This window comes from Anaerovorax odorimutans, from assembly GCF_024459955.1.
Lineage (GTDB): Bacteria > Bacillota > Clostridia > Peptostreptococcales > Anaerovoracaceae > Hominibacterium > Hominibacterium odorimutans_A.
In genome coordinates this window covers 1-21,916 of record NZ_JANFXK010000023.1, presented here as the reverse complement: position 1 = coordinate 21,916, position 21,916 = coordinate 1, and the positions used below count along the sequence as shown (strand labels likewise).

General features: G+C 49.8%; 16 protein-coding genes. 15 read left to right on the top strand and 1 reads right to left on the bottom strand.

The window, feature by feature from the left end; genetic code table 11:
• The first annotated feature begins 3 nt into the window (after positions 1-3).
• The 15 genes from NE619_RS15830 to NE619_RS15760 all read left to right on the top strand — a co-directional run bounded on the left by NE619_RS15830 (position 4) and on the right by NE619_RS15760 (position 20,998).
• The gene (locus NE619_RS15830) at positions 4-495 is read left to right on the top strand and encodes a PH domain-containing protein (RefSeq protein ID WP_256133434.1); all 492 of its coding nucleotides are present in this window, start codon (positions 4-6) and stop codon (positions 493-495) included.
• Positions 492-1,973 carry a PH domain-containing protein gene (locus NE619_RS15825; RefSeq protein ID WP_256133433.1) on the top strand — a complete coding sequence of 494 codons (1,482 nt, stop codon included), beginning with the start codon at positions 492-494 and terminating at the stop codon, positions 1,971-1,973. Before NE619_RS15830 ends, NE619_RS15825 begins: the two co-directional genes overlap by 4 nt.
• Before the next feature lie 16 nt (positions 1,974-1,989).
• Entirely contained in the window at positions 1,990-2,547 is a 558-nt protein-coding gene (locus NE619_RS15820) for a TetR/AcrR family transcriptional regulator (protein WP_256133432.1), read from the top strand.
• A gap of 119 nt (positions 2,548-2,666) precedes the next feature.
• Entirely contained in the window at positions 2,667-4,775 is a 2,109-nt protein-coding gene (locus NE619_RS15815) for an efflux RND transporter permease subunit (protein WP_256133431.1), read from the top strand.
• On the top strand, positions 4,747-6,543 hold the full coding sequence (locus NE619_RS15810; protein ID WP_256133430.1) for a hypothetical protein: 1,797 nt from the start codon (positions 4,747-4,749) through the stop codon (positions 6,541-6,543). The genes NE619_RS15815 and NE619_RS15810 overlap by 29 nt, the downstream gene beginning before the upstream one ends.
• Positions 6,544-6,612: 69 nt before the next feature.
• A complete protein-coding gene (locus tag NE619_RS15805) occupies positions 6,613-7,029 on the top strand; it encodes a DUF3842 family protein (RefSeq protein ID WP_256133429.1) in 417 nt (138 codons plus the stop codon).
• A gap of 669 nt (positions 7,030-7,698) precedes the next feature.
• A complete protein-coding gene (clpB, locus tag NE619_RS15800) occupies positions 7,699-10,290 on the top strand; it encodes an ATP-dependent chaperone ClpB (protein ID WP_256133428.1) in 2,592 nt (863 codons plus the stop codon).
• Positions 10,291-10,466: 176 nt separating this feature from the next.
• Entirely contained in the window at positions 10,467-13,778 is a 3,312-nt protein-coding gene (locus NE619_RS15795; RefSeq protein ID WP_256133427.1) for a DEAD/DEAH box helicase, read from the top strand.
• 332 nt (positions 13,779-14,110) lie between these two features.
• On the top strand, positions 14,111-14,740 hold the full coding sequence (locus NE619_RS15790; protein WP_256133426.1) for a cyclodeaminase/cyclohydrolase family protein: 630 nt from the start codon (positions 14,111-14,113) through the stop codon (positions 14,738-14,740).
• A 10-nt stretch (positions 14,741-14,750) separates the two neighbouring features.
• On the top strand, positions 14,751-15,605 hold the full coding sequence (locus NE619_RS15785; protein ID WP_256133425.1) for a bifunctional 5,10-methylenetetrahydrofolate dehydrogenase/5,10-methenyltetrahydrofolate cyclohydrolase: 855 nt from the start codon (positions 14,751-14,753) through the stop codon (positions 15,603-15,605).
• A 355-nt stretch (positions 15,606-15,960) separates the two neighbouring features.
• Positions 15,961-17,337 (top strand): Na+/H+ antiporter NhaC family protein, encoded by a 1,377-nt coding sequence (locus NE619_RS15780; RefSeq protein ID WP_256133424.1) that lies wholly within the window; start codon positions 15,961-15,963, stop codon positions 17,335-17,337.
• Positions 17,338-17,347: 10 nt separating this feature from the next.
• Positions 17,348-18,421 carry a M42 family metallopeptidase gene (locus tag NE619_RS15775; protein WP_256133423.1) on the top strand — a complete coding sequence of 358 codons (1,074 nt, stop codon included), beginning with the start codon at positions 17,348-17,350 and terminating at the stop codon, positions 18,419-18,421.
• Positions 18,422-18,908: 487 nt separating this feature from the next.
• Positions 18,909-19,739 carry an MBL fold metallo-hydrolase gene (locus NE619_RS15770; protein ID WP_256133422.1) on the top strand — a complete coding sequence of 277 codons (831 nt, stop codon included), beginning with the start codon at positions 18,909-18,911 and terminating at the stop codon, positions 19,737-19,739.
• A gap of 84 nt (positions 19,740-19,823) precedes the next feature.
• A complete protein-coding gene (locus tag NE619_RS15765) occupies positions 19,824-19,964 on the top strand; it encodes a CDIF630_02480 family spore surface protein (protein ID WP_256133421.1) in 141 nt (46 codons plus the stop codon).
• A gap of 251 nt (positions 19,965-20,215) precedes the next feature.
• On the top strand, positions 20,216-20,998 hold the full coding sequence (locus tag NE619_RS15760) for a ZIP family metal transporter (protein WP_256133420.1): 783 nt from the start codon (positions 20,216-20,218) through the stop codon (positions 20,996-20,998).
• 667 nt (positions 20,999-21,665) lie between these two features.
• Here NE619_RS15760 and NE619_RS15755 read toward each other — a convergent pair.
• On the bottom strand, positions 21,666-21,916 hold a 251-nt coding region (locus tag NE619_RS15755; RefSeq protein ID WP_256133419.1), incomplete at its 5' end, for a hypothetical protein.

The window sequence follows — 21,916 nt, the reverse complement described above, 5'->3', positions numbered from 1 at the left end:
CGGATGGACTATATCAAGCTGGACAAAAAGGCCATTACCAGCTGGCGTATCGGCAGGGCTATCTCTTTTGTAATCCTGCTTTTGATCTGCTGCGCCCTGTGGGCAGGCAGTATCTTTATACCGCAGACAGAACCGTATCGCTGGATTTTGCAGCTGGTATTGGGTTTGCTGATGCTGTACAAGCTTTTGGGAATTCTGATTTACCCTTTGATCGAATATCGGCAGTGGGGCTATTACATAACAGAAGATAAGGTGGATATCCGCCATGGTATCTTCTTCGTTACCAACACCATTATTCCCATCATTCGGATTCAGCATATTACCGTAAGCCAGGGACCGATCAACCGCAGGATGGGGCTGTACGGAGTGGAAATGTCGCTGGCCAGCAACAGCTTTAAAATTGAATGTCTGGCGAAAGAGGTGGCTGACGAGATCGCGGAGAACCTGAAAAACAGGCTTTACACCAGGCTGGAGGCCAGGGAGGAAGGACAATGAGATTCGGACCGAGACGGGGACATTTCATGTTCATTTTTGAACGCTTCTTTCGGGACTTCGGGTTGCTGCTGGCAGCTGTGGCCGTTTCCCTGATTCTGCGGGATTATCAAAAGCTGCTGGAAAATATTCCGGTGCTGATCGTTGTGCTTTTCGCACCCATAAGCAGGCTGATTCAGTATCTTTTCACCTATTACAGCATTGACGATGAAAAGCTGCTGGTGGAGAGCGGGTGGCTCAAAAAGAAAACGCGGGAAATCCCTCTTTCCAATATAACGACTGTGGATTTTTCCCAGAATATCTTTTTTCAGCTGTTCAAAGTCTACAGCGTGAATGTAGATAACGCCAGCAGCATCAGCGGCGATTCAGGAAGGGTCAGGATGGCCTTTAAAATAGATGACGCTGTACAGGTGAAGAAGCTGCTGCTGTCCAAACGGGAGCAGCCGGAACAGGAGCTGCACGATGACCGTATTTCCGAAGATACCAGCGGCAATACGATCCTGGCAGGTACGGGAGAGATCCTTTTGATGGGGCTGCTCCGTTCAAAGGCTCTGGTTGTCATACAGCTGCTGGCTTACGGCGGCGCGGCCATCAGTGTGATTTCCAGGATTTTTCTTTCCAGGAGTGTTGACGGACAGGAAGTGATGCTGGACTATTTTTTGAGCATTTCCGCGCCCCTGCTGATCGCGGCGGTAATCCTCGCACTTTATTTGGTGGGAGTAGCCATCAGCGTTATGCTGACGATGATTAAGTATTACGGGTTTCGTATTACCAATCGGGAAACCTCTGTTTTCATTGAATACGGACTGCTGAATAAAAAGACCCATACGCTGATTAAGGAAAAGATCAGCGGCGTGTCGTACAATCAGTCGATCCTTATGCGGATTTTCAAACGGGGGACCCTGGAAGTCTTTGCTGTCGGGTATGGCAGCGGCGGAGAGGATAACCAGGAGGCGGCGGTTCTTTATCCCGTCCTGCGGAAGGAAAAGCTCTACGCTTTTCTGGGCCGCTTTTTACCGGAGATCGAAGAACCGAAGGCCTATACAGCTGCGGGACCGAAGGCCTTTCCTTATTTTTTTCTCTGCGGGCGCTTTATCTGCTGCGCCCTGCTTTTGGCAGCTGCGGCAGGAAGCTTTTGGTGGCCCATGCATCCCATGCTCCGAACAATCCTGATCGCAGCATGTGGGATGATTTTTGTGGGAGCCTGCGTGTCCGTGATCCTGGAATATACCAATACGGCGATTACAGGAGATTCAAGGACAATCTCCCTGACCTGCGGAGGTTATACGAAGCGCACGGTACATCTGAAAACAGAAAAGGTGGAGTCCGTTGAGGAGCGGGCAACCCTGCGAAAAAAACGGAGAAAGCACATCACCACCATAAGGCTGGGCGTTCTGGCTCCGGCGGCGGCAGCGCATCAAAAAGTGCGCAATCTGGAAATGAAAGCATTCGAAGGAATCAGAGAAAAGCTGATCTACTGATTCCGGAAAGGAACTTATGTCACAGCTTACACAGCGGGCAATGGCGGCATCTCTGAAAAAGATGCTGGCGAAGAAAACACTGGATAAGATCACAGTCAAAGAAATCGCCGATGACTGCGGCGTGAAAAGACAGACCTTCTATTATCATTTCAAGGACATTTATGACCTGCTGGAATGGACCTTTCTCCAGGAAGGGGAGCAGTTTATCGACAAGGAGCGCATCTGCGAGAACTGGCAGGACGTGTACCTGGAAGTGTTCCGCTATATTGAAAACAATAAGAACTTTACCATAAACGCTTACAATTCCGTGGGCCGGGAGCATTTGGAACGATATCTCTACCGAATTGTCTATGATCTGATCGCTCTGTTCATCAGAGGTATGGAGGGATCGGAAAAGATCGCCAAAGAGGATCGGGATTTCATCTGCGATTTTTACAAATACGCGCTGGTGGGCATCATTCTGGAGTGGATCGGAGGAGGCATGAAGGAGGACCCGCAGCGGATAAGCAGCAAATTGAATAGGCTGCTTAAACGCCACATGGAAGCAGATCTTTTTGATTCGGAAACCGATTAGTTTTTGACAGACAGGGGGCAGTGTTAAAATTTTTAACACTGCTCTTTTTTTGTCTATGGCGTAACCGGTTTCAAAGGCATAAAATGAACAGGATTTAAGAGGAAAGAAGGAGGCCGGATATGTTAAAGTTCGGAGAGAAAGTAGTAAAACACAGGAGAGTCATCTTAGTTGTCTGCCTGCTGCTTTTGATTCCGTCCGTTCTTGGGATGATCAAAACCAGAATCAATTATGATGTGCTGACCTATCTGCCCGGCGACATTGAGACCATAAAAGGCCAGGATATCCTGATGGATGACTTTGGCAAGGGAGCCTTTTCCATGGTTATGACAGAAGGCCTTTCCACCAGTGCGAAAGTGGACCTGGAAGATAAAATCAAAAAGGTCGATCATGTGGATTCGGTTATCAGTTATGAAACTGCGCTGGACCCATCCATTCCGGAAGAGATCCTGCCGGACAAATATAAGGATGCCATACAAAAAGGCGATACATCCCTGATGGCAATTTTTTTTGACACATCTACCTCTGCGGATGAGACCATGGATGCCATACGGGATATCCGCCGCTTGTCCGCCGAAAAATGTTTTGTCAGCGGCATGTCTGCTGTTGTTACAGATACAAAGGATCTGGCGGAGCACGAGGAGCCGATCTATGTCATGATCGCAGTCGCCCTGGCAGCCATTGTTCTGGCGATCTGTATGGATTCCTATATCATACCGGTTATATTCCTTGCCGGAATCGGCATGGAGATCCTGTACAATCTGGGAAGCAATTACTTCATGGGCGAAATCTCCTATGTGACCAAGGCCCTCAGCGCAGTGCTGCAGCTGGGCGTAACCATGGACTATTCGATTTTCCTCTGGCACAGCTATCAGGAGGAATGCGAAAAGCTTCCCGGCGATAAGCCTGCTGCCATGTCCCGTGCCATCGCCCATACCATAACGTCGGTTTCGGGCAGCTCGATCACAACCATTGCCGGATTTATCGCCTTATGCTTTATGACTTACAAACTGGGGCTGGACTTGGGAATCGTAATGGCCAAAGGCGTCATCTTCGGTGTTGTGGGGAGCGTAACGATTCTGCCCTCCATGATTCTGGCCTTTGACAGGCTGATCGAAAGAACCATGCACCGGGAAATCATACCTGTCATGGATCGGCCGGCGGCTTTCATTATACGACATTCACGGCTTTTCGGACTTTTGTTCCTGATTCTGTTGATACCGTCTCTGATCGGATATACCAGGACCGATGTCTATTACAATCTGGATGCCAGCCTGCCGAAGAACCTGGACAGTATCGTGGCAAATGAAAAGCTGGATAAAGAATTTGATATCGGATCTACCTATATGATTCTGGCTGACGCCGATCTGTCAACCAAAGCGGCAAACCAGATGACGCAGGATATTGAGAAGGTGGACGGTGTGAATACCGTACTGGGGTTCAATTCCGTTATGGGACCGGCCATTCCCAAAGAAATGATACCGGACAGTGTGCTGAATGAACTGCAGGAAAACGGGCGGCAGCTGATGATCATTAATTCTAAATATAAGGTAGCTACAGGAGCTGTCTATAAGCAGATAAAAGAAATCAACAAAATTGCCGATAAATACGATCCCAAGGCAATGGTTATTGGAGAAGCTCCCTGCACAAAGGATCTGATTTCCATAACCAACCACGATTTCAAGGTTGTAAGCTTTATTTCCATCATTGCGATTTTCCTGATTATCGCCATTAATTTCAAATCGGCATCCCTGCCGGTCATACTGGTGGCTGTTATTGAGCTGGCGATCTTCATCAATATGGGAATTCCGTTTTACACCGGCACACGCCTGCCGTTTATCGCTTCCATCTGTATCGGCACCATTCAGCTGGGGGCGACCGTAGACTACGCGATACTGATGACAACCCGTTTTCGGCGGGAGCTGCAGCTGGGGAAGGATAGGCATCAAGCGGTTCAAATCGCTCTCAGCACCTCGATTCCGTCGATTATCGTCAGCGCGCTGTGCTTCTTTGCGGCCACCTTCGGCGTGGGGATCTACTCGGATATTGATATCATCAGTTCCCTGTGCGGCCTTATGGCAAGAGGGGCGCTGATCAGTATGGTTATTGTAATCTTTATTCTGCCTGCAATGCTGGTACTGTTCCACAGGATCATATGCGGCACCAGCAAAGGCTTTAAGTATTCAAAGGAGGAAGCAGAAAATGAGCAGAAACTTGCGGCATCAAAGTAGAATACTGGCTGTGATTTTAAGCCTGGCACTTGCGGCAGGCAGCGCCAGTCCGGCGTTTGCAGCCGAGAAAAAGAATGCGTCCGATTCAAACCTTTCCAAGGAAGAAACCGTATACGTTATGAGCGATGAAAACGGCGGGGCCGACAAGATCATCGTCAGCGAATGGTTGAAAAACACGGGAGAGCTGAGCCTGGTCAAGGACTATACGGAATTAAAAAAGATTGAAAACGTAAAAGGCGATGAAACCTTTGATGAGAAAGATGGAAAGGGCACCTGGAAAGCCGGGGGCAAGGATATTTACTATCAGGGTGAGATAAAAAAGGAACTGCCGGTAGAGATGAAGGTCAGCTACTATCTCAACGGTAAAGAGGTTTCTCCAAAAGAACTGGCAGGCAAAAGCGGCAAGGTGAAGATGCGCTTTGATTATACCAATAACCAGAAACTGCACGGTGTCTATGTTCCCTTTGTGGTTATGACAGGTATGAGCCTGGATAACGATAAATTCAGCAATGTGGAAGTGACCAATGGGAAAGTCATTAACGACGGGCAGAAATCCATGGTCGTCGGATATGCCCTTCCGGGGCTTTCGCAAAGCCTGGAATTGGAGGATGCCGGTGTCTCCATACCGGATTATGTGGAGGTGACTTGTCAGGCGGAGAAGTTTTCACTGGATGGAACCATGTCCGTAGCGACAAGCAGCTTACTTTCTGATCTGGATTTGGGGGACATCGAGCAGATGGACGACCTGAAGGCTGCGCTGGGTGAGCTGCAGTCAGCGGCAGCGCAGCTTCAGGATGGCTCGGAGAAGCTCCAGAGCGGGGCCGGTGACCTGGAAAAGGGAACGGGCGATCTTTATAAAGGAAGCGGAACGCTTTCCAAGGGGACCAAGGACTTGTACAAAGGAACCAAGACTCTGAAAGAGAAGGTGGCTCAGCTGGGCGATGGGCTTACGGTAGCCAAAGACGGAAGCGCGCGTCTGAAAGAAGGAGCAGCTAAGCTGCAGGCCGGAGCCGGGGACCTGGAAGCAGGGGCCGTGCAGCTGCAAGGCGGAATCGGGCAGATTCCGGATAAATTGCAGGAAGCGGTTGGCAAAGTAACGGCAGGAATCCAGGGATCCCAGAGCCAGGCAGGAACAATGCAGGCTGACCAGGCGGCGCTGAATGCTTTAAACGCAATTGATGCAAGTAAATTATCCGATGATGGAAAAGCTGCTTTGGCACAGGCAAAAGGCGCCATTCAAAAGAGCATTGACGGACAGAAGCAGATTGCATCTTCACTGGCGTCAGAAAGCGCAGGGATGAAAGACAGTGTGACCAAGCTGCAGACCGGGGCCGATAAACTGGTCAAGGGGACTAAGGATCTGGAAAGCGGACTCACGGATCTTTCCGGCGGCGCGAAGGACCTCAATACAGGAATTACGCAGGCCTGTGAGGGCGCAGGTCTTTTGGAATCCGGAGCAGGCGATCTGAAAAAGGGCGCCAGCAAGGTAAACGATGGAGCCAGCGCTTTGAATGCTGGAGCAAGGAAAGTAAACGACGGTGCGGGTACGCTGGCAACAGGCGCCAGAGACCTGGCAAGTGGAATCGCGAAATTTAAAAGCGATGGAGTCGATAAGCTGGTGAAAGCTTTTGACGGGGATGTTTCAAAGGTTGTGGACCGGCTGAAAGCTCTGCAGGACGCGGCTGCAGATTATCAGAGCTTTGCAGGAAAGAAGGCGGAGACTAAAGGAACCGTGAAATTTATCTATAAAACCGACGAGATTGAGTAAGACAATTGCTTTTCCAGACGCATATGTGATAAAATCACAGCAGAATCAACAAATGCGGGAGGAATAGATATGGTAATTGCAGTAGTAGACGGACAGGGCGGCGGTATCGGAAGAGCCATTGTGGAAAAGATAAAGGCGGCGATGCCTGAGGTGCATGTGATCGGTCTGGGCACCAATTCAGTGGCCACAGGGCAGATGCTCCGGGCAGGCGCCGATGACGGCGCCACAGGCGAGAACGCCATCGTTCACAATATGCAGCACGTAGATATCGTAGTGGGCGTCATCGGTATACTTAACGCCAACTCCATGATGGGAGAGCTGACTCCAACAATGGCTTCTGCCATCGGCGGCAGCCATACCTACAAGGTGCTTCTGCCGATCAATCGCTGTCATATCCATGTCGTCAGTGTAGAAGACATTCCTCTGGGCAGGCATATCGACAACGCGGTCAGCGCCATTCAAAACTTTATAGCAGAAAATCAATAGGCGATCAAAGGCTTGAGCAGTCAGGAAGGAATTTTGAAATTCCTTCCTTTTTAGTTTCTCATATCTGGAACTTGCGAGCTGTTTGGCCTGCCGTGCGGCCGGCCTGCCTGGCGCTTTTTGCTTCGAAATGGGACCGGAGCGGATGAAATATGTGGGTTTGTGGGTTTTTCGGATTTGTCTTTTTGAAATTTTCGCTTGAAATCGGCCGGCAAGGATAAGAAACGTTGAAAAAAGATCCGCTTTCACTTCTTTTTTCTGATGAAAGATCCGAAAATACTTTAACACGTTATAATGTGAAATCAAACAGACGCTTCTTCCTGGCCGGATGCAGCAGAGATGCGGCCTGAACGGAGCCCGGATGCGGCAGAGGGCAGAGACTGGTTTTGAGTTTGCGACCAAGGCGCTTTTTTCGGCTCAATGGTCGCGGAATTTGCCAGGTAAATCACAATTTGGTCGCAAAAACCCTCAGCCATACGCAGCGGCATCCGGGCCGCGAAGCACAAATCGCAGCTTTTTAAACGAAGCGGCATAAAAAATATAAATTGTTAGCACTCTTATCGAGTGAGTGCTAAAAAGTTCTTTACTTTTTGTTTCCCCAGTATTACAATATACGTGTAAGATAAAATTCCTGGTTAATACTAAGGTTAACAGGCGCGGAGGTGAACATAAATGAACTTAGAAAAATACACACAAAATGCCCAGGGGGCCATTATGGATTGCCAGAATATCGCCATAGAAGAAGGACACCAGCAACTTGACGGGGAGCATCTGCACCTTGCACTTGTCATGCAGCAGGACGGGCTCATCCCGAAACTTCTCAAGTTCATGGAAATAAATGTTGGGGCTGTTATTGGGGATTTAGAGGAAGAAATGGAAAAGCTTCCGAAAGTAACCGGCGGAGCCGACAACATGTATTCGTCCAGGCGACTTTCACAAATCCTGATGAAAGCGGAAAAAATTGCCGGAGACTTCAAGGATGAATATGTCAGCGTAGAGCATATGTACCTGGCGCTGCTTGAAGAAAAAGGCACGCCGTCTTCAAAGATTTTCAAGAAGTACGGCATCACAAAGAACAAATTCCTGGAGGCTCTGGAAAAGGTCAGGGGCAATCAGAGAGTCACCAGCCAGAATCCGGAGGACAACTACGATGCGCTCAACAAGTACGGGCGTGACCTGGTTGAGATGGCAAAAGAGGGCAAGCTGGACCCGGTAATCGGCAGAGACGCCGAGATCCGTCACACCATCCAGATCCTTTCCCGAAGGACAAAGAACAATCCGGTATTGATCGGTGAACCGGGCGTCGGCAAGACGGCGGTTGTAGAGGGGCTGGCTCAGCGTATTCTCAACGGCGACGTACCGGAAGGGCTGAAGGATAAGACCATCTTTGCACTGGACATGGGCGCGCTCATCGCAGGGGCCAAATTCCGGGGCGAATTTGAGGAACGTCTGAAAGCAGTCCTGAGTGAAATCGAGAAATCCGAGGGCCGGATTATCCTCTTTATCGACGAGATCCATAACATCGTAGGCGCGGGCAAGTCGGAAGGCGCTATGGACGCGGGCAACCTGCTCAAGCCGAAGCTGGCCAGAGGGGAGCTTCACTGTATTGGAGCAACCACGCTGGACGAATATCGCAAGTATATTGAAAAAGACGCAGCGCTGGAGCGGCGTTTCCAGAAGGTGCTGGTAGATCAGCCAACGGTAGAGGATACCATTTCTATCCTGCGGGGCCTCAAAGAACGCTTTGAGATCCACCACGGCGTGCGGATTACCGACAATGCGCTGATTGCGTGCGCAACCCTTTCGGACCGGTATATTACAGACCGTTTCCTGCCGGATAAGGCTATCGACCTGATGGACGAAGCGGCATCCAAGATTCGTACGGAAATCGACAGTATGCCGGCGGAGCTGGATGAGATTTCAAGAAAGATCATGCAGCTGGAAATTGAAAAGCAGGCGCTGAGCAAGGAAACAGACAACGCTTCCAAGGCCAGAATGGACCACCTGGAAAAAGAACTGTCTCAGCTGAAGGAAGAAAGCGCTACCATGAGAGCTCAGTGGGAAAACGAAAAGAAGGCTATCACGGAGTCCAAGAGCACAAAACAGCAGATCGAAGAGGTTAAGCTGCAGATTGAAGAGGCTGAGAGAAATTATGATCTGGAAAAGCTGGCCCAGTTGAAATACGGAACCCTTCCTGAGCTGGAAAAGAAACTGGAAGGCGAGATGGAGCAGGCCGACGAAGCAAAGGAAAATCGTCTGCTGAAAGAAGAAGTGGGCGAAGAAGAGATCGCCGAGGTAGTGGCAGGCTGGACCGGAATTCCGGTGAGCAGGCTGGTGGAGTCGGAGCGGGAAAAGCTGCTGCGGCTGCCGGAAACCCTGCACAAGCGGGTAATCGGCCAGGATACGGCGGTGGACGCGGTAGCGGAAGCCGTGCTGCGTGCGAGAGCCGGGCTGAAGGACGAGAGCAAACCGATCGGTTCCTTTATCTTCCTGGGGCCCACCGGCGTGGGCAAGACCGAACTGGCGAAAGCGCTGTCAGAGGCAATGTTCGATTCGGAACGAAACATGGTTCGTATCGATATGTCCGAGTATATGGAAAAGCACTCCGTATCCAGACTGGTGGGAGCGCCTCCGGGATATGTGGGCTACGATGAAGGCGGACAGCTGACAGAGGCTGTGAGAAGAAAACCTTACAGCGTTATCCTCTTTGACGAGATTGAAAAGGCTCACCCGGATGTGTTCAATATCCTGCTGCAGCTTTTGGACGACGGCCGCCTCACTGACAATCAGGGCCGCACGGTTGACTTCAAAAACACAATCGTCATCATGACCTCCAACATCGGAAGCCAATACCTGATCGACGGAATCAAGGCCGACGGTACGGTGGACGATGAGGTAAAACAGCAGGTTGAGGATGAGACGAAGAAATATTTCAGACCGGAATTCTTGAACCGTGTCGACGATATTGTCGTATTCTCGCCGCTGACCGAGGATCAGATCGGCAGAATCATTCAGCTGTCCATGGTGGATATCGAAAGACGGCTGGCCGACAAGAACATCCGCCTGACCCTCACCGAGGATGCGAAGAACTTTATCGCCAAAGAAGCATATACGCCGGCCTACGGCGCAAGACCGGTCAAACGGTATCTGCAAAAATATGTGGAAACCGAACTGGCGGGTGAAATCATCCGGGGCAATATCAAGGACGGCGACAGCGTAGAGATGAGCACGGACGGAGAAAAACTGACCTTTAACGTTCAATAAAAGAATCATTGACAAAATAACGGGCGAACCTGCACAGGCCGCCCGTTTTCACTGTGTTTCGCAAATTTTTTCCTTCACGGGACAGATTCTTTGTGTACCGCTGGATTTTAGCAGCCGAAACTGGTAGAATCTATCGTGTGTGAGGGATTGAAACTTAGATAGGAGATAGATGACAGATGATTGAACTGGACCAATTGAAGCGCAGCACGCTGGCGCGGTTTTATACCAGAGGAAAACAGCTGTACGAACAGGGGCACGTACGCAACCTGACTGTCCAGAGTTTTGGCGAAGGAGGCGGAGCGCCGTCTACCCACGTGAAAGGGGAAGTGCTGGGCAGCAGCGGACAGCTTTACAAGACCAGTGTCTTTATACGCAAGGATAAAATGTTTTCTTACGGCTGCACTTGTCCGGCAGTCAATCAGTTTCCCTATCCGTGCAAGCACTGCATTGCTCTGGCAATGCGCTATCGGCAGCAGCAGGAGGACGCTGCGGGAAATACAGGAGCGCAGTTCCTCAGGCAGGAGCTGCAGCGTCAGGAAAGGATGCAGGAAGAACGGTTTTCCAGGAGTCTTTCTTCTTCTGCGCAGGTGAAGGATCTGATCTATCAGTATTCCATGAGGGATAAGGCGAGGTTCTTTCAGGCTGAGATTAACGGAAGCGTTGACCTGGAACCAATTCTGCACAAGAGCAGAGGGCTGCCCTGGCAGCTGGAATTTAAGATCGGTACGGAAAAAAGGAAATATGTGCTGAAAAATATTGTGGATTTTGTGCGGGCGGTGGAGAAAAAGGAAACGGTTGCTTATGGGAAAAATCTGGAGTTCATCCACGAAGCCAGCGCCTTTACAAAGCGGGCTCAAAGATTCTATGAATTCCTCAGGCAGTGCCTGGAGGAGCGGTCTGCGCAGGACGGCAGGTACAGTTATCTGGCCAGCTACCGCAGCCCGGAGGCCATACGAAAGCTGAACCTGACTGACAAAAACCTGGCGGATTTCTTTTCGATTATGCGGCCCCAGCCATGTCAGATCGGCGATGGTGGAGCTGCCCGCATCTATTTTACCGAGGAGGAGCCAAGACTGGAATTGGCGCTTGTGGAGGCTGCGGGAGGCGGGTATGACCTGGCGGTTCCCAAGGCGCAGATGGTCAGTAACGACCGTGAGACATATCTGGTAAGCGAAGATAAAATTTATCAATGTTCGGATGAATTCCGTGACCGCATGGAAGAGCTGTGCGACATAGCGGGCGGTCGGTACGGCGGAGAAGTGCTTCATATCGGTGAACGGGATATGCAGGCCTTCTGCACATCGGTGCTTCCCCAGATACAGGAATTCTCCGAAATCGCCGGACTGGAAGCGGCGGAGCGTTTTATGCCGGAGCCATGCCAGATTCGTTTTTACCTTGATAAAGAGGATGGAATGTTTGTTTGCCGACCGGAAAGTCTTTACGGAGAAGGCCAGCGCTTTAATCTGCTGGAAAAGCTGGATGTCAGCGAGATGTACCGGGACGCGGCGGCTGAGGGAAAAGCTGTGTGGACGGCAGGCCGGTATTTCCCGGAAAGAGACGACAGGCGATTCCTCCTCGATGAAATGGACGAGGACCGTGTGTACGAGCTTTTCACAGACGGAATAATCGAGCTGGAGCAGTTGGGTGAAGTCTTTCTGTCCGCCGCTCTCAACCGGATATCCATCAGACAGGCGCCCGAGGTGGGAATCCATGTCGGACTGGACAGTGGGCTTTTGGATCTGTCCATTGATGCGGGCGACATGCCTCAGGAGGAGATGGAGGACCTGCTGCAGGCGTATCGGCTTAAGAAAAAGTATTACCGTCTGAAAAACGGCGATTTTATGCGCCTTGCGGACAGCGGACTGGAAGCGGTATGGGAACTGGCCGACGGCTTGGGCCTGACGGATGAAGACCTTCGGGACGGGCATATTCGTGTGCCTCAATACAGATCCTTTTATATCGACCAGGTGTTGAAAGCCTGCGACGGCGCCATTGTCAGCCGTTCCTCATCCTTCAAAACCCTGCTGCGAAATATCAAGGCCGTAGAGGACAGCGATTACGAAGTGCCGGCGCCGATGGTTTCCGTCATGAGAAGTTATCAAAAGAACGGCTACCGATGGCTGATGACATTGAGAGATCTGGGCTTTGGCGGCATACTGGCCGATGATATGGGGCTGGGAAAAAGCCTGCAGATGCTGGCCTTCCTCTATGCGGCGCGGGAAGAAGCCAAAAAGAGCGGAGCCCACAGAACCAATCTGCTTATCTGTCCTGCTTCTCTGGTCTACAATTGGATGGAGGAGGTTATAAAGTTTGCTCCCGATATGAAGACGCTGCTCATAACCGGTACAGCGGCAGAGCGGGAGATGCTGGTGGAGGACTGGGAGCAATACGATATTCTCATTACTTCCTACGATTTGCTAAAACGGGACGAAGGCAACTATATTGGAAAAACGTTTTACTGCCAGATCCTGGACGAAGCGCAGAATATAAAGAATCACCAGACAAAGGCGGCGAAGGCGGCAAAGAAGATTCAGGCGCAGGTCAGGTTCGCCCTCACCGGCACGCCCATTGAAAACCGTCTCAGTGAGCTGTGGAGTATCTTTGATTACCTGATGCCGGGAATCCTGGGCTCCTATGCCTCCTTTCGAAAGAAGTATGAGCTGCCCATCGTGCAGAATGGGGATGCGGGAATCGCGCAAAGGCTGCAGCGGATGATCAGCCCCTTTATTTTGCGGAGGCTGAAACGTGATGTACTCAAAGAACTGCCCGATAAGAACGAGACCATTGTCTACGCCAGAATGGAAAAGGAGCAGGAGGCGATTTACAGAGCCAATGCCAGACAGCTGTCGGAAACAATCGCAGGGAAAAACGGCGATCAGTTCCGTACAGGAAAAATTGAAATTCTCTCTGCGCTGACCCGCCTGCGCCAGCTGTGCTGCGATCCGCACCTCGTTTATGAAAACTATGAAGGCTCCGCTGCCAAACTGGATACCTGCATGGAGCTTTTGGAGACTGCTATTGAATCGGAACAGAAGGTGCTGCTCTTTTCGCAGTTTACTTCCATGCTGGACCTGATCGCAAAAGAGCTGGAACAAAGAGGGATTCCTTACTATATGCTGACCGGCGCTACCGGTAAGAAAGAACGTCTGGAAATGGTGCATCAGTTCAACGAAGGGGATGTGCCGCTGTTTCTCATCTCGCTGAAGGCGGGAGGAACCGGGCTCAATCTGACCGGCGCCACGGTAGTCATCCATTATGATCCGTGGTGGAACGTGGCTGCGGAAAACCAGGCATCTGACCGGGCCCACCGCATCGGTCAGGACAAACAGGTTACCGTATTCAAGCTGATTATGCAGGATACCATCGAAGAACGGATACGCAGGCTGCAGGAGAGCAAAGCTCATCTGGCCGATGAAATGGTGAGCGGCCAGGGAATGGCCCTGTCCCAGCTGACGAGAGAGGATTTTATGGAACTTCTTAGAGTGTAAGATGCGGGCTGCCCGCCAAAAGGGCAGCTGCGGTAACTTATCCGGATTTTTGCGAAAAGTTACCGCAGCTTGCAGGACTGAGTTATGTCGAGCATTTTTCACCATTTTATGCCACAGATTTGCGAGATCGTTTGTGTTCGGAATCAATAAATATCAAATGGCTTCCGAAAAAAGCGCAAAAACGATAGTCTGGCCCGGGCGGCCATTGGAAAATGAGGGAGAATATCAAAATTTTGCTTTTCTATTAGACTTATTGATATTTAGGCGATCTGGCGGTCGTATGAGTTTGCAGATATTGACGAAAGATAAAGAAGAGAAAAGGAGGTAAGGGAATGACGTTTGTAAAAGAAAGCTGCGAGGATTTTGTGGAGGTGCTTTCCGGCAGTGAGCCTGTGCCGGGAGGCGGCGGAGCGTCCGCCTTGGTCGGCGCCATAGGAACGGCGCTGGGAAACATGGTGGGTTCTCTCACTGTGGGAAAGAAGAAATATAAAGATGTGGAAGAAGAGATCAAAGCGCTGATGGACAGGTCCAGGCTGCTGCAGCGTGAACTTCTGGATTTGGTACAGCAGGACGCGGAGGTGTTTGCGCCCTTGGCTAAAGCATATGGTATGCCTAAAGAAACCGAGGAACAGAAGGAAGAAAAAGTCCGGGTTATGGAGCAGGCGCTGGTTGGAGCCTGTGAGGTGCCGCTGGCAATTATGGAAAAATGCTGTCAGGGAATTGAGCTGTGCGGCAGATTCGCGGATAAAGGAAGTACAATGGCAATAAGCGATGCGGGCGCGGGCGCAGCCTTTTGCCGGGCGGCTCTTGCGGGAGCCAGTCTGAATGTATATATCAACACAAAGGCGATGAAAAACCGGGAATATGCGGATGCAGCCAATAAAAGAGCGGATGAGATGCTGAAAAACTATACGGAAAAGGCTGACCGGATTCTGGAACAGGTCTTGGCCGCGATCAAATAGGAGAGAAAGAATGACACAACTTTTAAAAGGAAAAGAAGTAGCCGATGCGCTGACAGAGAGACTGCAAAATCAGACGGCGGAATTGCAGCGGCGGGGGGTGAAGCCATGTCTGACTATCGTCCGCGTGGGAGAAAACGACAGCGATTTGTCCTATGAGCGGGGAGCGATGAAACGGGCGGAAAAAGTTGGCGTGACTGTGAAACAATACATTTTTGAAGAGACGATCTCGCAGGAAGAACTGCTTGGTGGGATTGAGGAAATCAATGAAGATGCCAGTATTCACGGCGTACTGATCTTTCAGCCGCTTCCAAAGCAAATAGACGATGCGGCAGTCAGGAAGGCGCTGCGGCCTGAAAAAGACGTGGATGGAATAACGGAAGGTTCTCTGGCAGGGATTTTTACGGGAACCCACAGAGGCTTCGCGCCGTGTACGGCCAGGGCCTGTATGGAAATTCTGGACCATTACGGTATCGATCTGATCGGTAAGCGGGTGGCTGTCCTGGGAAGGAGTCTGGTTATCGGCAAGCCGGTGGCTATGATGGTTATGGAGAAAAACGGCACTGTGACAGTCTGCCACAGCAAGACCGGCAAGGAGGCCATGATTGAAATCTGCCAGAACAGCGATGTGCTTATCGCGGCTATGGGCCGGGCGGCAATGATCGATAAAAGCTATGTGAAAGCCGGACAAACGGTAATCGACGTGGGAATCAATGTCAATGAAGAGGGCAAACTGTGCGGCGATGTGGATTTTGATTCGGTATCGCCCTTGTGCGGTGCGATTACGCCGGTGCCGGGAGGCGTAGGGGCCGTGACTACAGCAGTTCTGATGCTTCAGGTTATTGAAGCTGCGAAACTGTCCGTATAGAAGCCCAAAAGCGGATTGACAAAATTGTTAAAAAATATACGACAAAATAACAATCTGAATCAGAATAAAATACCATCGGGTGGCTGTTATTTTAAATTAAAGGCTTTTTTTACTGTATAAGTGAAAGGGCCTTTTTTCTGTGTCTCTGATCGAGCAAAAAAATGATATAAAATTCACAATAATATAGCAATAATAATAAAATATCTCAAAATAGAGAAAAATAGTGACGAAATGAGAATTCAGTGATATAATGCTGATGGATTTGTCGAAACGGGGCGGATTTTCGTCGACGGATCATCGCAAAATGGGGCGGGGAGAGATTGAAAAATACTATTATCATTTTAAGGAGGACTATATGGATTCATATGGTATTTTAAGCGTTCTTCCGGTAATTACCATACTGGTGATCGCGGTGACAACGAAGCGGACCCTGTTTGCTATGGTCTGCGGACTGTCGGTAGGCGCAGTGATTTTGGGAGGAGCAAAAGGCTGCGTTGTCAATTGGTTCAAGTATATTTACTCGTCCATGTCCAATGAGACGCTGCAGTGGCTGTTGCTGGTAATTTCCATGTTTGGAATTCTCATTGTGCTGTTTGAGCAGTCCCATGCGGTAAAGGACTTCGGCTACTGGGCGTCGAACTTCATCCACACAAAGAGACAAGCGCTGACAGGTACGGCCATCCTGGGCGTAATTATCTTCCTGGATGATTATCTCAACAACCTGGCTGTTGGTACGACCATGAAAGGTATCACGGACAGATTGCGTATTCCCAGATCTCAGCTGGCTTTCGTAGTAAACTGCGTAGCTGCGCCGGTCTGCATCCTGATCCCGCTTTCATCCTGGGCCGTGTACTTTGCGGCGCTTCTGGAAAAGGAAGGCATCACAGTAGGCGGAGAGGGCATGGGCGCGTATCTGAAAGCTATGCCGCTGACTTTCTACGCATGGATCATGGTTATTCTGGTATTTCTTCATGCTCTGGGCCTTTTCCCCAAGCTGGGCATGATTAAGAAGGACTCCCTTCGTGCTGAGGAAACAGGCGATGTGTTCCCCATCGGTGGAAGTGTAGAAGCGGTAGATCCGGGCTTTGAAGAAGAGGAGCTGCCGGAGGGCTATAAGGCCCGTCCGTGGAATTTCCTGATTCCTCTGGTGGTGATGATCGCAGTGACGCTTTTATGCGGCAGCGAAGTTCTTTACGGTTCCTTTGCCGGCGTAATCGTAGCTTTCCTGCTTTACCTGATTCAGGGCAAGCTGAAGTTTAAGGAAATCCTAACCTGTTGCTATGACGGCGTTCTCAGCATGGGCTTCGTGCTGATCCTGTCGGTACTGGCGTTTTCCGTGCAGGCGGTTAACACAGACCTGGGCCTGGCAAATTATATTATCGAAATAACACTGCCGATTATGAAGGGCGCTTTCCTGCCTGCGGTAGTATTCATTGTCTGCGGTATCTATGCTTATGCCACAGGCTGTTTCTGGGATCTGGCCGCAATCATTCTGCCGCTGGTAATTCCATTGGCTACGGCTATGGACGTAGACCCGATTCTGGCTTCGGCTGCTGTTTTCTCAGGCGCTGCTTTCGGAAGCAACACCTGTCTGTACGGTGACGGCGTTATCATGTGCGCGCAGGGCTGCGAAATCAAATCCATCGACCTGATGTTCGCCACACTGCCTTACGCCTGTATCGCAGGCGGGCTGACGCTGATTCTGTATCTGGTATGCGGATTTGTAATGTAGAGGAGTAATTATGAAAAAGAATTCAATGTTAGAAACTTTGTACAACCTGGACAATACCTTCGGTGTTTCCGGAAACGAAGAAGAGACGGCCGCGGCCCTGCAAAAAGAGATGGAGGGCCTGTACGATGAACATATCGAGGACCCGCTGGGCAGCCAGATCTTTATCAAATACGGAAAAGACCGGGACAGAAAAATCGTTCTCTCCGCTCACATGGATGAGATCGGATTTATCATCAACTACATAGAGGACAACGGAATCGCCAGATTCCTGCCGGTGGGCTACCACGATGACAGAACCGCAGTAAATCAGGATATGGTAGTTATGACCGACAGCGGCAAGAAGGTTTACGGCGTGACCGGCTCCAAACCGGCCCATATCATGACCGAAGAGGATCATGAAAAGGTAATCAAAATCGAGGATCTTTTTGTTGATTTCGGAACCATGTCCAGAGAAGAGACTAACGCTCTGGGTGTGCAGGTGGGCGACTACATGGGCTTTGCCAGAGAAGGCTATATGCTCAACGACGGGAAATTTTACACCGGAAAATCGGTGGATGACAGAGCAGGCTGCGCGGTGCTGGTGGAAATGATGAAGCGCCTGCAGGATACAGAGCTGGAGCCAACCATCTGCGTAGTGGGATCGGTTCAGGAAGAAGTAGGCATCCGCAGCGGCGGTCCGCTGGTTAACAGGCTGAATCCGGAACTGTTCCTGGCTATCGATGTGACCCTTACCGGCGATACACCGGGCGTTGAAATCAATAAATGCTCTGAAAAGATGGGCGACGGACCGGGAATCAAGTATTATGACTGGGACCCGATTCTGGGAGCTACCGGCAATAATGTGCCCCGCAAGCTGACCAGAAGGCTGATTCAGACCGCAGAAAAGCACGGCATCCCTTATCAGAGGGAAGTCATGACCGGAGGCGGTACGGATGCCTGGTCCGCAGCAATGGCCGGCGGCGGAGTTCTGGCGGGCGGCGTATGTATTCCGCAGAGATACATGCACACAGCTGTGGGAACCATCAATATGGACGATATGGAAAACACCGTGCAGCTGCTGGTGAACTTCCTGAAAGAATATTAATCGTTAAAAAGCGATTTTCAGTTTTTAAAAAATGAGTCGCTCAGACCGTTGCAAAGTTACCCATATTCTCTTGTTTTCGGGAGAATATGGGTATTTTTATTTTTGCGAGGCGCGGGCAGAGGTGATTTCGCTTTACAGATACGACAGAATGTGGATAAACCAACCAGAAAAGGCGAGGGTTACGAAACGACATAATTCCTGCAAAAATCCCTCTTGCAAAGCGGTTTGCGTCTGATAAAATGTAAGGGGTAAGTTAAGCCAAGAAAGGAAAATCCAATGGGCATAAATCGAGAGCTGCCTCCTAAAAATCGAAAAAACTCTGTGCAATTGATTGGATGAAACATTGTGCAGAGTAAGTTCCTTTTCATCGAAAACTATGGTTTGCGGACAGGCAGGCCTTTTTTCGGTGTACTCTTAAAGAAGGCTGCTGTGGGCAATGTTTTGTCCGCAGTTTTTTAATGCAGCGAATGTTTAAAGGAGAGGAACTATGAAACGATTAGAAACACCGATTATCACAGAGGAAACCATCAGCGGCATGGAGGATATGTCCTTTTTTACTCATGCTTTGATCTTTGATGATCTGCTGATTATAGCTCAAAAAGAGACCAATTGTTTTGTCCTGAAATCCACAGAAGGCTTGATCGTGCTTGATGCCATCTGGCCGTGTCGGGAGGCCTTTGATGCGATTGTTTCTGCGATTCGGGATGTGGGCTGGAAGCCGGAGGATATAAAGAAGCTAGTGCTGACCCATGGGCATGCGGATCACACAGGCTGCGGAAAATGGATCGTAGAAGCCTATCGGCCGCAGACGTATCTTTCCCGGCGGGATGACCGGTTCTGGCAGGAGGAGCCGGTGAAGAAAGAGCGGCCCGATACGTGGAAGGATTATCAGATTGATGTCTATATTAAAGAAGGGGATGTTATGGTCCTGGGCGATAAAACTATATGGGTGTACGATACGCCTGGGCACACGCCTGGCGGTCTGAGCTTTATCTTCCCTGTTACAGAAGAAGGAAAGGTTTATCAGGCAGCGCTGTGGGGCGGCTCCAATCCTCCCGGGGATCTAGCGTCAGTGACCTGCTATCTGCGGTCTCTGGATCATTTTCTTAAAAAGGCAGAAGAAAAGAATGTGTCGGTTGCCCTCAGCAACCATACGGCCCTGGATAACGGCCTGGAACGTATTGCGTATTCCCAAAAGCGGATGAGTTATATGCCTAACATCTATTTGGTCGGGCAGACCGGATTTCGGAAATACTGTCAGCTGTTTCGAAACCTGTGTTATGAACGGCTGGACGCCTTGGCGGCGGAATTTTTGTAAGAAGAAGGTTTGATTTTAGATGCATGGGGAAAGCTAATGGTGCGGATGGACTTCCGTATGAAAAGCAACTTAGGAGATCAAACTATGACAGAAAAGTTAAGAGAGGCCTTCCGGACGTTTCCCCTGGCAAATGCGCAGGAACTGGAAGAGAAATCGAATGTTGCGATTCCTTCCAAGCAGGATGTGGAAGACGCAAAAGAGTGGGTGGATTTTAAAGAAATGTAGGTAATTAAAAGGAGCGCTGCAGCATTGAATTTTATTTGATGCCGCAGTGCTTCTTTCGTTATGGACAGATTAAAAACCAGCCGCTGAAATCCTTGGAAACTTATCCATACTTGGTTTAACATAAACGAATATGGGTAATTGCTTTTCATGTTAGATTTCCAGAAATAGGGGAATAAATAATCATACGCGGAACATATGGCGTATTTTTTGACGGATATAATTAAGCAAAATGGATAGATTGAGGTGGTAAAATGATGACATTTTGGGGATTGATGATCCCCCTGCTGGGCACAACAGCCGGTTCGGCCTGCGTTTTTTTCTTAAAGGCTAAGATTCGTCCATCCCTGCAGAAAGCGCTGCTGGGCTTTGCGTCCGGCGTGATGATAGCGGCTTCTGTATGGTCTCTTTTGATGCCTTCTATTGACATGTCAGAGGATATGGGGAAGCTGGCCTTTCTTCCTGCGGCTGTAGGAGTTGTGGGCGGCGTGCTTTTCCTGCTGGTTCTGGACCGGAGCATACCACATCTTCATTTAGATGCAAAGGAGCCGGAGGGCCCGAAGAAAGAAAAGCTGAAAAAGGTGACCATGCTGGTTTTGGCGGTCACTTTGCACAATATACCGGAAGGAATGGCCGTAGGCGTGACTTTTGCCGGTGCGGTTGCAGGAAACAGTGAGATTACGATGGCAGGAGCCTTTACGCTGGCCATTGGTATAGCCATTCAGAATTTTCCCGAGGGTGCGATTATTTCCATGCCCCTCAGGAGCGATGGGAAGGTGAGCAAGGGGAAAGCTTTTCTTTATGGCACCTTGTCCGGGGTTGTGGAACCGGTGGCAGCGGTCATCACGATCCTGCTGACCAGCTTTGTAACGCCGATTCTTCCCTACTTGCTGTCCTTCGCTGCCGGAGCCATGATCTATGTGGTCGTGGAAGAACTGATTCCGGAGGCCAGCGAAGGGGATCACAGCAATATTGGCACCATTGGATTCGCAGCAGGGTTTGTCATTATGATGGTTTTAGATGTTGCTTTGGGGTAAAAGCTGCGATGGAAGATGCAATTTGTGCTTCCGTGGGTATTCAAAAAAATCCCAATTGCCATTTTATGTTCCAAATAGCACTTTAGGGCCGTCTCGTGAACATGCTTTTTGCGAATTGTGTGGGATGCCTGAACAATTCTGGACCTTCACTAGAGGTGAGGCGCAAATTTGTTTGTGTGACTGCTAATATGGGAACAAAATAATTCTTTTGAGAGTTTGAGTAAGTATATTTTATGTTCAGGACTGCTACAAAAGACGCAGTATGGAATATAAATCGCACTTTTTTAATCCATCGTCCCTATCGCCACAGCTGCGAATCTGCCATCGTGGATTCAGGGAAGCATTGAAAATTGCGGCAATTTGCGGTCGTAATTCGTTCCGTCATTATTTTGTGCGTAAGCCCTGGTAAAGGGCTTTTTTCTGTTTCACCTGATTTGCAGTTGTGGTATAATGGTTCCATTGATTGATACGGCGTTGCCGTAAGGAAGGAACCATTGAAATATGCTCGACTGGGCTCGCATATTATAATGAACCCATTGATTGATACGGCGTTGCCGTAAGGAAGGAACCATTGAAATATGCTCGATACAGCTCACATATTATAATGGTTCCATGTGATTGAGCCGGGCTGCGCCCGGCGGTAACTTTTTGAAAAAATAAGGAAAAGTTACGCAAAGATGTGGGTTTGTGGGGGTTCGGAACCGTAAAAAATGCAGATTTGTGCTGTCGGTCGTTTCGGCGGCCGCGGGAACGTTGAAATGTGCGTAACTTTGCGCAAAAAAACGAAAAAGTTACCGGAATTCCATTTTTTGAAAAAGCCCTGCGATTTGTTGCTTTGACGGGAGAGTGAATATACATGGAGCTGAGCCGGGCTGCGCCCGGCGGTAACTTTTTGAAAAAATAAGGAAAAGTTACGCA